This window comes from Pseudomonas sp. LBUM1663 (genome assembly GCF_059695905.1).
Map to the genome: position 1 here is coordinate 775,928 of NZ_CP166792.1, position 12,908 is coordinate 788,835.

General features: G+C 60.0%; 7 protein-coding genes. 6 read left to right on the forward strand and 1 reads right to left on the reverse strand.

Annotated elements, in window-relative coordinates:
• The first annotated feature begins 144 nt into the window (after window positions 1-144).
• From recC to yfiB, 6 genes are all read left to right on the forward strand, one after another.
• Window positions 145-3,597: an exodeoxyribonuclease V subunit gamma gene (gene recC, locus ACA075_RS03395; RefSeq protein WP_497297282.1), complete on the forward strand. Its 3,453-nt coding sequence runs from the start codon at window positions 145-147 to the stop codon at window positions 3,595-3,597.
• A complete protein-coding gene (gene recB / locus ACA075_RS03400) occupies window positions 3,594-7,283 on the forward strand; it encodes an exodeoxyribonuclease V subunit beta (RefSeq protein ID WP_497297283.1) in 3,690 nt (1,229 codons plus the stop codon). Before recC ends, recB begins: the two co-directional genes overlap by 4 nt.
• Window positions 7,280-9,388 carry an exodeoxyribonuclease V subunit alpha gene (gene recD, locus ACA075_RS03405; protein ID WP_497297284.1) on the forward strand — a complete coding sequence of 703 codons (2,109 nt, stop codon included), beginning with the start codon at window positions 7,280-7,282 and terminating at the stop codon, window positions 9,386-9,388. Before recB ends, recD begins: the two co-directional genes overlap by 4 nt.
• 116 nt (window positions 9,389-9,504) lie before the next feature.
• Window positions 9,505-10,080: a regulatory sequestration protein YfiR gene (yfiR, locus tag ACA075_RS03410; protein ID WP_497297285.1), complete on the forward strand. Its 576-nt coding sequence runs from the start codon at window positions 9,505-9,507 to the stop codon at window positions 10,078-10,080.
• The gene (dgcN, locus tag ACA075_RS03415; protein WP_497297286.1) at window positions 10,077-11,345 is read left to right on the forward strand and encodes a diguanylate cyclase DgcN/YfiN; all 1,269 of its coding nucleotides are present in this window, start codon (window positions 10,077-10,079) and stop codon (window positions 11,343-11,345) included. Before yfiR ends, dgcN begins: the two co-directional genes overlap by 4 nt.
• A complete protein-coding gene (yfiB, locus tag ACA075_RS03420; RefSeq protein WP_497297287.1) occupies window positions 11,346-11,855 on the forward strand; it encodes an outer membrane lipoprotein YfiB in 510 nt (169 codons plus the stop codon).
• Here the strand turns inward: yfiB and ACA075_RS03425 are convergent.
• On the reverse strand, window positions 11,852-12,799 hold the full coding sequence (locus tag ACA075_RS03425) for a LysR family transcriptional regulator (RefSeq protein WP_348132636.1): 948 nt from the start codon (window positions 12,797-12,799) through the stop codon (window positions 11,852-11,854). The two genes, yfiB and ACA075_RS03425, sit on opposite strands and share 4 nt — an antisense overlap.
• Window positions 12,800-12,908 lie beyond the last annotated feature (109 nt).

The following is a 12,908-nucleotide window of genomic DNA, read 5'->3' on the forward strand; positions in this document are numbered from 1 at the left end:
ACCCCTATCTGCGTATGCAGGTAGGGGTTTTGTTTTGTCCGCAGGAAAGTTCGTACAGCAAGATCGGACGGCTCCCGGCTGTCACAGTCTCCCGACAATGCTAAGGTTCGGCCCTAGCTTTTGTAATTTCCCAAGGAAGCCTTTATGCCGGACGCGACGTCCCTCAGTGCTGGTTTTATGGTGGTTCACGGTAATCGCCTGGATGAGTTGCGCAGCCTGGTGGTCAGCTGGATGCGGCGCTACCCGCTGGCTCCCTTGGAAAATGAAATCGCCTTGGTACAGAGCAACGGCATCGCCCAGTGGCTGAAGCTGGCTCTGGCTGAAGACCCTGAAGAAGACGACATGGGCGGCTGCGGCATTGCGGCAGCCATTGATGTTCAACTTCCGGGCAGCTTCATGTGGCAGCTCTATCGCATGGTTCTGGGCCGTGATGAAATTCCGGTCAAATCCCTGCTTGATAAGGCCCCACTGACCTGGCGGTTGATGCGTCTGCTTCCGCAGCTGATCAATCAACCGCATTTCGAACCGCTGCAACGCTTCCTTACCAATGACTCCGATCTGCGAAAACGCTACCAGTTGTCCGAGCGGCTGGCGGATCTGTTCGACCAATACCAGGTATACCGGGCCGACTGGCTCGAAGATTGGGCGGAAGGTCGTCATCAATTGCGAAACGGCAGAGGCGAAGCCAAGCCCCTGACCCCAGCCAACTGCTGGCAGGCAGAGTTGTGGCGGGCTCTGTTGCTGGATGTGGGTGAGCAAGGCATGGCGCAAAGCCGTGCCGGTGTTCATCAACGGTTCATCGAACGTATCAACAGCCTCGACGTGGCCCCCAGTGGATTACCTTCTCGGGTGATCGTTTTCGGGATCTCCTCTCTCCCGGCACAAGCGCTCGAAGCTCTCGCCGGACTGGCGAGATTCAGCCAGGTCCTGCTTTGCGTACACAACCCATGTCGTCACCATTGGGCAGACATCGTCGCCGATAAAGACCTTTTGCGGCATCAATACAAGCGCCAGGCTCGCAAGAGCGGGATGCCTGTTGTGCTTGATCCGCAAACCCTTCACCAACATGCTCACCCGCTATTGGCTGCATGGGGCAAGCAGGGGCGGGACTACATCAATCTGCTCGACAGCTACGACGATCCCAACAGCTACCGCTCGGCATTTCGTGATGGGCGAATCGACTTGTTCAGTGATAGCCAGCCAAAGACCATGCTTAACCAGTTGCAGGACGACATCCTTGAGCTGCGCCCCCTGAACGAAACCCGCGAACTCTGGCCTCCTGTCGATCTCAATCAGGACGAATCCATTCGTTTCCACATCGCCCATAGCGCCCAGCGTGAAGTTGAGATCCTCCACGATCAGTTGCTCGCACGTTTCAGTGCCGATCCAGGCTTGAAGCCTCGCGACGTGATCGTGATGGTCCCGGACATTGACAGCTACGCACCGCATATCCGTGCAGTCTTCGGTCAACTTGATCGCTTCGATCCGCGCTTCATCCCCTTCACACTCGCGGACCAAGGCCAGCGCGGTCGTGATCCGCTACTGATTGCTGTCGAACATCTACTCAAACTGCCCGACAGCCGTTTCCCCGTCAGTGAGATCCTCGATCTGCTGGATGTTCCTGCACTGCGCGCTCGCTTCGGTGTCGAGGAACGTGACCTGCCCACCCTGCATCGCTGGATCGAAGGCGCAGGTATTCGTTGGGGAATGAATGCCGAGCAGCGTGCAGGTCTGGGCTTGCCGGCAGAACTGGAGCAAAACAGTTGGCGTTTTGGCCTGCGCCGGATGCTGCTCGGTTATGCCGTCGGCACTGCCGCTGCCTGCGAAGGCATTGAGCCTTACGACGAAATTGGCGGTCTGGATGCTGCGCTCATCGGTCCTTTGGTCGCACTGCTGGACGCGTTGGAGATTGCCCACCAGGAGCTGACTCAACCGGCACCGCCCAAGCAATGGGGCGTCAGGATGCAGGTTTTGGTGCAGTTGTTCTTCCAGGCCAGCAATGAACATGACGACTATTTGTTGGGCCAACTTGAAGAACTGCGGGAAACCTGGCTCGAGACCTGCGAATCGGTGGGCTTGCATGATGAGCTGCCTTTGACCGTGGTCCGTGAAGCCTGGCTGGCAGGCCTCGACCAGGGTCGGCTGTCCCAGCGTTTTCTGGCCGGAGCCGTCAACTTCTGCACTTTGATGCCGATGCGGGCGATCCCCTTCAAACTCGTTTGTCTGCTCGGGATGAATGATGGAGATTACCCGCGCGCACAACCTCCGCTGGACTTTGATCTCATGGGCAGCGACTACCGCCCGGGTGATCGTTCCCGTCGTGAGGATGACCGCTATCTCTTGTTGGAAGCCCTGTTGTCGGCACGTGACCAACTCTATATCAGTTGGGTCGGCCGCAGCATTCGGGACAATAGCGAGCGCCCGGCTTCGGTACTGATTGGCCAACTGCGCGATCATCTCGCCGGTGGCTGGCGATTACAGGCCGACAGTAAAAAACTGCTGGAAGCCATGACTCAGGAACACCCGCTGCAACCCTTCAGCGCTCGCTATTTTCATGAAGGTGATGACCTCTTCAGCTTCGCAAGCGAGTGGCAGGTGCTTCATCAAACCAGTGAACAGGCAACGGACATCAAGCCCCTTGATGCCTATGTTCAGGAAGAGCCGCTGAGCCTCGGTCAATTGCAGGACTTCCTGCGTAATCCCGTGCGACATTTTTTCAGTCAGCGACTCAAGGTGTTCTTTGAAGCGGCTGAAGCCCCCCTGGCCGACGAAGAGCCCTTTGTACTCGACGCTCTCCAACGCTATAGCCTCAGTGACAGTTTGCTCGAAGCGGCGCTCGGGCAACTGGATCACGCCGACGATGCGCTTGAGGCCCAGGCCAAACGTTTACAAAACAGTGGGCTCTTGCCCATGGCCGGTTTCGGCGAATGCCTGCAGCGAGAGTTGATCGAGCCACTGCCGGATCTGTTGCAGCGTTATCAACAACTCCTTGCGTTGTGGCCGACACCGCTCACCAGTGCGTTGCCAGTCAACCTCGAACTGGAAGGCCTGCGCCTGGAAGGCTGGCTCAGTGGCCTGCACCAACGTGCGGATGGCGTCCTGCTGTCAGTCACCACCATTCCCAACAGTATCGGTTCGATCAAGACCCGCAAGTGGCATCGTCTGACGCGACCCTGGGTCAATCACCTGGTCGCTTGCGCCAGCGGCATGTCGATGACCACCGCGTTGGTGGCCAGTGACGACAGTCTGCTGCTGGCCCCTTTGGAGCAGGGCGCTGCACGTCATGCCCTGAGTAACCTGTTGCAAGCATGGCAAACCGGCATGCGCCAACCCCTGCCGATTGCCGTGAAAACCGCCTTCGCGTGGCTCTCTCAAACTGATCCGGCCAAAGCCGACGCCGCTGCTCGCAAGGCCTATGAAGGCGACGGTCAAACCACCGACGGCGAACGCCGCGAAAGCCCGGCACTGGCACGACAGTTCGCCGATTACGACGCTCTGACCGCCGAGGAGACCTTCCCCGATTGGTGCAACGCTTTGTACAAACCGATGCTTGAAGCCCCCTGGCGTTCATTGACCAGCGAGGAGGCGCGCTCATGACTGCGAAAAAACCGCTGGCCCTGGCTTTTCCCTTGAGCGGCAGCCAATTGATCGAAGCCAGCGCCGGTACCGGCAAGACGTTCACCATTTCTGCGCTGTACCTGCGTCTGGTCCTCGGTCACGGTGGCGAATCGAGTGGGTTTGGGCGTGAACTGTTGCCGCCGCAGATCCTCGTGGTCACGTTCACTGATGCGGCAACCAAAGAGCTGCGCGAACGTATTCGTACCCGTCTGGCTGAAGCGGCCCGATACTTTCGTGACGAGACCCAGGCACCCGATAGCCTCATCTCGGAATTGCGTGACCGGTACCTCCCCGAACAGTGGTCCGGCTGTGCAAACCGTCTGGACATTGCCGCGCAGTGGATGGATGAAGCCGCCGTATCGACCATTCACAGTTGGTGCCAGCGCATGTTGCGCGAGCACGCGTTTGACAGTGGCAGCCTGTTTACCCAGACCCTGGAAACCGATCACAGCGACTTGCTGGGTGAAGTCCTGCGCGATTACTGGCGGCTGTTCTGCTATCCGATGCAAGGTGATGCACTGAACTGGGTGCGGGGTAATTGGGGTGGTCCGGCGGCGTTATTGCCGCGAGTACGCAGTTTGTTCGCCAGTGAGCGTGACAGCGTTGAAGGCAAGGAGCCTGCCGAGCTGATCGCCGAGTGCTTGCAGGAACGGCGCCTGGCCGTGCTCGAACTCAAGATGCCCTGGCGCCAATGGGCGGACGAGCTGCTTGCCATCTGTCACCAAGGTGTTGCGAGCAAAAGTGTCGACGGTCGAAAGATGCAGGCACGTTATTTCGAACCCTGGTTCGAAAAACTGAAAGCCTGGGCCGAAGATGAATCCCTTGAGCAACTGGATATCGGTACGGGCTTCACTCGCCTGACGCCTGACGGCATGGCTGAAGCCTGGAAAGGCGACGCCCCCAGTCATCCGGGGCTGGACGCCATGCCCGGGCTCAAGGCCAGCCTAGACAGCTTGCCAACCCCCGACGCGGCCGTTCTGCAACATGCCGCTCAGTGGGTCGGTGCACGGTTCGAAGAAGAAAAACGTCGCCGCGCCGAAATGGGCTTCGATGACATGTTGCTGCGTCTCGACGCGGCGTTGCAATCCGAGGGTGGTGAACGCCTGGCGACCCTGATTCGCGAGCAGTTTCCGGTGGCGTTGATCGATGAGTTCCAGGACACCGACCCGGTGCAGTACCGGATTTTCGAAAGTATCTATCGCATCGAAGACAACAACCCTGAATGCGGCCTGTTTCTGATCGGCGACCCCAAGCAAGCGATCTACGCCTTTCGCGGAGCCGACATCTACACCTACCTGCGCGCCCGCCAGGCCACCGCCGGCCGCCTGCATACCCTGGGAACGAATTTCCGTTCCAGCCATGGCATGGTCAATGCGGTGAACCATGTGTTCGAGCGCGCGGAGTCTCGTGAGCTGGGGCGCGGTGCGTTTCTGTTTCGTGAAAAGAACGGTGAGAACCCGGTACCGTTCCTGCCCGTCGAGTCCCAAGGGCGTAAAGAAGTTCTGCACATCGATGGCCAGCTCGTGCCGGCTCTGAACATCTGGCACCTGTCCGCCGATCAGCCGCTGTCCGGCGCGCAATACCGACAAAAACTCGCCGCCGCGTGCGCCAGTGAAATCACCGCTCTACTCAATGGTGGCCAGGAAGGTCGGGCAGGTTTCATAGAGAAGGACAAGGACTTGCGGGGCCTGCTGCCCGCGGACATCGCGATTCTTGTTCGCGACGGCAAAGAGGCCCAGGCCGTGCGTGGCGAACTGTCTGCACGCGGGGTGCGCAGCGTTTATCTGTCGGACAAGGATTCAGTGCTCGCCGCTCAAGAAGCCCACGACCTGCTGACCTGGCTCAAAGCCTGTGCCGAGCCGGACGTCGAACGGCCGCTGCGAGCCGCATTGGCCAGCATCACGCTGAACCTTTCCCTGGCGGAACTGGAGCGGCTGAATCAGGACGAACTGGCCTGGGAAGCGCGGGTCATGCAGTTCCGCAGTTATCGAGAGCTGTGGCGCAAGCAAGGCGTGCTGCCCATGTTGCGGCGTTTGCTGCATGACTTCCAGTTACCTCGGACGTTGATCGCCCGCAGCGACGGCGAACGCGTACTGACTAACTTGCTGCACCTGTCCGAGCTATTGCAACAGGCCGCTGCCGAACTTGATGGCGAGCAAGCGCTGATTCGTCATTTGTCCGAGCATCTGGCGTTGTCCGGTCAGGCCGGCGAAGAACAGATCCTGCGTCTGGAGAGCGATGAGCAACTGGTCAAGGTTGTGACCATTCACAAATCCAAGGGCCTTGAGTATCCCTTGGTGTTTCTGCCGTTCATTTGCTCGGCAAAACCTGTGGATGGCAGCCGATTGCCGCTGCATTACCACGATGCAAACGGCAAGGCTCAAGTGACGTTGAAGCCGACTGCCGAGTTGATCGCCCTGGCCGATGATGAGCGTTTGGCCGAGGATCTGCGTTTGCTCTATGTCGCCCTGACTCGGGCGCAACATGCCTGCTGGCTGGGTGTGACCGATCTCAAGCGTGGCAATAACAACAGCTCGGTGCTGCACCTTTCTGCGTTGGGTTACTTGCTCGGCGGCGGTGCCTCTCTGGCCGAGTCCGCAGGTTTGAAACGCTGGCTCGAAGACCTCCAGCAGGACTGCCCGGCACTTCTGTACGGTGATATGCCGCAAGCAACGGCCGAGCATTACCATCCGCCACGCAATGACGCGACGTTGCTTGCGCCGCTGATACCCAAGCGCAAGGCCAGTGAAAACTGGTGGATTGCTTCGTACAGTGCCTTGCGCATCGGCGACAGTCTGAGCGTGGGCAGTGACGAAGCCCCGGAGAACCCGCAGGCGCAAAAGCTCTTTGACGATGAACGTCTCGATCCGCAGGCGCCACGAGAAGTAGCCGTCGGTGGTGCCGATATCCATCGATTCCCCCGTGGTCCCAATCCCGGCACCTTTCTCCATGGTTTGCTCGAGTGGGCCGGCGATGAAGGTTTTTCCGCTGCACCACAAGTCGTGGAAGATGCCATTGCCCGCCGCTGCAATCGCCGGGGCTGGGAAGGCTGGATCAGCACCCTGAGCGATTGGCTGCAGCACTTGCTCAAGTCTTCATTGCACCTCGGTGGGGGGCAGCCTCCTGTCGTGTTAGAGCAGCTCATCCAATACCGTGTCGAGATGGAATTCTGGTTCGCCAGCCATAAAGTCGACGTGCTCAAACTGGATGAACTGGTGCGCCAATACACCCATAACGGCGTCGCCCGAGTGGCCGCTGAACCGGTCTTGCTCAACGGCATGTTCAAGGGCTTCATCGACTTGACGTTCGAACACGACGGGCGATATTACGTCGCCGACTACAAATCCAACTGGCTAGGGCCCGATGACGCGGCGTACACCGTTCAGGCCATGGAGCAGTCGATTCTCGACAATCGTTACGACCTGCAATACGTGTTGTACCTGTTGGCCCTGCATCGCCAGCTCAAGGCGCGGCTTGCCGACTACGATTACGACCGGCATGTCGGTGGCGCGCTGTACCTGTTCTTGCGCGGTACGCGGGCATCTACACAAGGCGTGTATTTCACCCGTCCGCCCAGGGAGCTGATCGAGCGTCTGGATCGACTCTTCCAGGGCAAGCCAGAACCCAAGGCCGAACCTGCCTGGGAACAGGGAGTATTACTATGAGCCGCACCTTCGCCGATTTGCTGCCCACGCCATTGGCAGCCGAAAGCCTGGTGGATCTGGCACCCCTGAGTCGCGCCGATGACTTGTTGCTTTTACTCTCGCGCTGGGTCGAACGCGGCTGGCTGCGGGCGCTGGACAAGGCCTTTGTGGCCTTCCTCCACGAGCTTGCCCCCGACGACGATCCGTTGGTGTTGCTCGCCGCCGCATTGACCAGTCATCAACTGGGTCACGGCCATGTCTGCCTGGATCTGTTCGAGACGCTCAAAGAGCCGGATTTCGCCCTGTCGCTGCCCCCGGAAGGCGATCTGCAAAGCGGCGCGATGGTGTTGCCGTCGCAACTGCTTGAAGCGCTGGATGGCGCCCATTGGTGCAAAGTTCTGGCTTCCAGCCGTCTGGTGGCTCTGGCGGTCGATGGTCGTGAGGCTGCGCAATCACGGCCCTTGGTGTTGTCGGGCAAGCGCCTGTACCTGCGCCGCTACTGGGTTTACGAAAGACGCATCGACAACGCCCTGCGCCTGCGCCTGGCTGAACACGAAACAACGCCGGATGACTTGCCCCAGCGACTCACTGGCTTATTCGGTCCAGCCAGCCCCGGCGAAGTGATCGACTGGCAGAAACTCGCCTGTGCCCTGGCTACCCGCAGTGCGTTCAGTATCGTCACCGGCGGCCCGGGGACCGGTAAAACCACCACGGTCGTGCGGTTGCTGGCATTGCTCCAGGCGCCAGCGGTGGAGGCCGGCAAACCGTTGCGAATCCGCCTTGCCGCACCCACCGGTAAAGCGGCGGCACGGCTGACGGAATCCATCAGCCAGCAAGTCCGGACGCTGGAGGTCGATGACAACGTAAGAAGCAAGATCCCCTCTGACGTGACGACCGTGCACCGCTTGCTTGGCAGTCGCCCCGGCACCCGGCACTTCCGTCACCATGCCGGTAATCGCTTGCCGCTGGATGTGCTGGTGGTGGACGAAGCCTCGATGATTGACCTGGAGATGATGGCCAACCTGCTCGACGCGATGCCGGCCCATGCCCGGCTGGTGTTGCTCGGTGACAAGGACCAACTGGCATCGGTGGAGGCCGGCGCCGTGCTCGGTGATTTGTGCCGCGACGCCGAGGCCGGTTGGTACAGCCCGCAAACGCGCCACTGGCTGGAGACGGTCAGTGGTGAACGCCTGGAAGCCAGCGGTTTGCAGGAAGACGCTGACGCAACTCATCCCCTGGCCCAGCAAGTGGTGATGCTGCGTCACTCTCGCCGGTTCGGTGAGGGCAGCGGCATTGGTCAGTTGGCGCGTTGGGTCAACCAGCAACAACCGGAAGAAGCCCGCACGTTGCTGGCTGCTCGAAGTCACGCCGACGTGTTTTCCCTGCCCCTCAAAGGTGAGCACGATCGGGCGCTGGAACACCTGCTGCTCGAAGGCCATGGCGACGGACCGCAAGGTTATCGCCACTACCTGAGTCTGCTGCGCAGCCAGCGGCCACCGCTCGACAGCTTGCTCGAAGACTCACGCTGGACCGATTGGGCGCGTCAGGTATTACAAGCTTTCGACGCCTTCCAGTTGTTGTGCGCGGTACGCAAAGGGCCGTGGGGCGTGGAGGGGTTGAATCAACGTGTGACCGCCGCGCTGCTCAAGGCTCGACTGATCGACAGCGACCAGCAGTGGTACGAAGGTCGACCGGTATTGATGACACGTAATGACTATGGCCTGGGGTTGATGAACGGTGACATCGGCATTGCCCTGAAACTGCCGGAGCGTGATGGGCCTGAGGCAGGGAAGCACGTGCTGCGTGTGGCGTTCCCGCGCAATGATGGCCAGGGTGGCGTGCGATTCGTTCTACCGAGTCGGCTCAACGATGTCGAAACGGTTTACGCCATGACCGTACACAAATCCCAGGGCTCGGAGTTTGCCCATACGGCGTTGATCCTGCCGGATGCCCTGAACCCTGTACTGACCAAGGAGTTGATCTACACCGGGATCACCCGGGCCAAGAACTGGTTCACCCTGATCGAACCTCGTGCCGGGGTGTTCGAGGAGGCGGTGCGGCGCAAGGTCAAGCGCTTGAGCGGGTTGATGCTGGAGTTGGAGGATGGGATTGATCCGAGCCATTGAAAGGGTGGCAGGCACGCCGGAAACTGTCCGAAGTGCCGTAGTGCACCGCCTCGCTGGGGGGTAAACGCTATGTTATCGTTGCGGCATTATTTCGTAACATCGAAGAGAATCCCTGCATGAAGGTGGCTGTCTGGACGACAGGGCGCGTGGTTGGCCGCAAGCAAGTGCTGCTCGCGGGGATTCTCTGTTTGCTGACCGGTGTTGTGTTCGCTCAATCGCAAACCCCGGTGAGCATGGCCGATCAACGCGCCAGATCGGTCACTCAAGTTGTCCTCGGGATTCTCAGTTACGCGCGCTGGCCTGTTGAGCCTGCACAACTGCGCCTGTGCGTGGTCGGCCCCACCGAATACACCGACGACCTGGTCAAGGGCACGACCCAGTCCACCGGCCGGCCCGTCACCGTGCGCCGGCTGTTGGCCGACAATCCGTCGATTGTCGGTGAATGCGATGCGGTGTACATCGGCAAGTTGACCGACGACGAGCGCCGCCAACTTTTTGCTTCGCTGACAGGACGCCCGGTGCTGAGCATCAGCGAAAGTGACGATCAATGCACCGTGGGCAGTCTTTTTTGCCTGAAGGTCACGGATGACCAGGTGTCTTTCGAGGTCAACCTCGACTCCGTCGCCCGCAGCGGCGTGCGCATTCACCCCAGCGTGCTGCAACTGTCCCGCCGCAAGCCGGCGGCGCCATGAGTCTATTCAAACTGGATAGTCGCCCAACCTTGCGCTCGGTCATTGGCCGCGGGCATTTGATCGTCGCCCTGGTAGCCGTGGCCATGGCCAGCCTCTCGCTGACCCTGCTGGGTGTGTTGGCGTTGCGGGTGTATGCCGACCACAATCTGCACCTGATCGCACGCTCGATCAATTACACAGTGGAAGCCGCGGTGGTGTTCAACGACAAAGCCGCAGCCACTGAGGCCCTGGCATTGATCGCCTCCACTGAAGAAGTCGCTGACGCCAGGGTGCTGGATGAAAAAGGCCGGTTACTGGCCCGCTGGCAACGACCGGAAAGCGGCTTGTTCTCCGATCTGGAATTGCAGATCGCCAAAGCCTTTCTGGAAAAACCCATCGACATGCCAATCGTTCATCAAGGTCGGGAAATCGGCAGCATTCAGCTCACCGGTCACGGTGGCAGCTTGATGCGCTTTCTGCTCAGTGGCCTGATGGGCATTATTCTGTGCACGGCCATCAGCGCCTGGGTCGCACTCTATCTGGCGCGCCGACAACTTCGCGGGATCACGGGGCCATTGCGCAGCCTCGCCACCGTGGCTCACGCGGCTCGCATTGATCGAGCCTTCGACCGTCGCGTGCCGCCCGCCGACATTGCCGAACTCGACAACCTGGGCAACGACTTCAATGCCTTGCTCGATGAACTCGAATCCTGGCAAACGCACCTGCAAAGCGAAAACGAAACCCTGGCGCACCAGGCCAGCCACGACAGCCTCACCGGATTGCCGAACCGGGCGTTTTTCGAAGGCCGATTGATTCGCGCGCTGCGCAATGCCCACAAGCTCAATGAGCGCGTGGCCGTGCTGTTTCTCGACAGCGATCGTTTCAAGGAAATCAATGACAGCTTCGGTCATGCCGCCGGTGACGCCGTGCTGGTTGCCGTCGCCAGCAGGGTTCGGGCGCAGTTGCGCGAAGAGGATCTGGTGGCGCGCCTGGGCGGCGACGAGTTTGCAGTGCTGCTGACGCCGCTGCACAAAACCGAAGACGCCGAGCGGATTGCTGACAAGATCCTCGCCAGCATGGAAGTCCCAATCCCGTTACCGGGTCATACCCAGGTCCTGACTTCACTCAGTATCGGTATTGCCGTGTACCCGGATCATGGTGCCACACCGGGCGCGTTGCTCAATGCTGCCGATGCGGCGATGTACCAGGCCAAGCGCCTTTCCCGCGGTGCACAGCACACGTCCGGGTCGGAGCACCCGATCGCCCACGTACACACCAGGAGCTAAATGGTCGTGTTCTCAATCACCCAGCGTTCCCTGCGATTTTTCGCAATCACCTTGTTCATGGCCGTCCTTGCATTGACCGGGTGCCAGACCGCACCGCAAAAGGGCCTGACCCCGGCGCAAATCACTGTACTCAAACAGCAAGGCTTCGAGCTGACGGATGAGGGCTGGGCGTTCGGTCTATCCGGCAAAGTGTTGTTTGGCAGTGACGACGACAGCCTGAACGCCGCCAGTACCGGGATCGTCCAACAGATCGGCAAGGCCTTGCTGGGTGTCGGCATCGAGCGAGTGCGGGTCGACGGCCACACCGATACCTCCGGCAAAGAGTCCTACAACGAACAGCTCTCCCTGCGTCGTGCGAAAAGCGTCGGCAAGGTGCTGACCACGGTGGGCATGAAAGAAGAAAACATCCAACTGCGCGGTCTTGGCAGCAGTCAGCCGGTGACGTCGAACGACAACGCCGCTGGCCGCACCGAAAACCGCCGGGTATCGATCGTGGTGAGCGCCGATTAGTCGGCGAACAGCATCTCCCGGCTTTCGCCCATCAACAGACTCTGATTCTGCTCAGTGACGGCGCGGATGTAATCCCACAACAGGGTGATCCGCTTGAGCTTGCGCAGGTCCTCGCGGCAGTACATCCAGAACTGCCGGGTGATGTTGATCTCTTCCGGCAACACCGGCAGCAAGCGCGGGTCCTGAGCCGCGAGGAAGCACGGCAGAATCGCCAATGACCGTCCTTGCTGCGCCGCCACGAATTGCGCGATCACGCTGGTGCTGCGCAAGTTGGCGCTGGCGCCGGGCAACACATTCGCCAGGTACAACAGCTCCGAGCTGAACGCCAGATCGTCGACATAACTGATGAATGAATGCTTGCCCAAGTCTGCCGGGCGGCGGATCGGTGGGTGCTTGTCCAGATAGTCCTGAGTCGCGTAGAGCTGCAGTTTGTAGTCGCAGAGTTTGCAGCACACGTAAGGACCATGCTCCGGGCGCTCCAGGGCGATGACGATGTCCGCCTCGCGCTTGGACAGGCTGATGAAGTGCGGCAGCGGCAAGATGTCCACCGAGATCGCCGGGTAGGCGTCGACGAAATGGCTCAGCTGCGGGGTGATGAAAAAACTGCCGAAGCCTTCGGTGCAACCCATGCGCACATGCCCGGACAAGGCCACGCCGGACCCCGAAACCTGTTCGCAGGCCATGTGCAGCGTACTTTCAATCGATTCCGCGTAACCGAGCAATCGCTGACCTTCGGCGGTCAGGACAAAACCGCTGGTCCGGGACTTCTCGAACAGCAGCGTACCCAATGCCGCTTCCAACGAACTGATGCGCCGCGACACGGTGGTGTAGTCCACCGCCAGGCGCTTGGCCGCAGTGCTGGCCTTGCGGGTGCGGGCGACTTCGAGGAAAAACTTGAGGTCATCCCAGTTCAGCGAGCCTAAGGACGTGATGTTTTTTTGCATGATGGACCGGCTTTTATGTGCGTTCTTATTAGAAGTTTGCACATCTATACTCCAAAAACAGTCCGACAACCAATTCGCGACACACGCCTCATCTCAAGGCGACGTATCC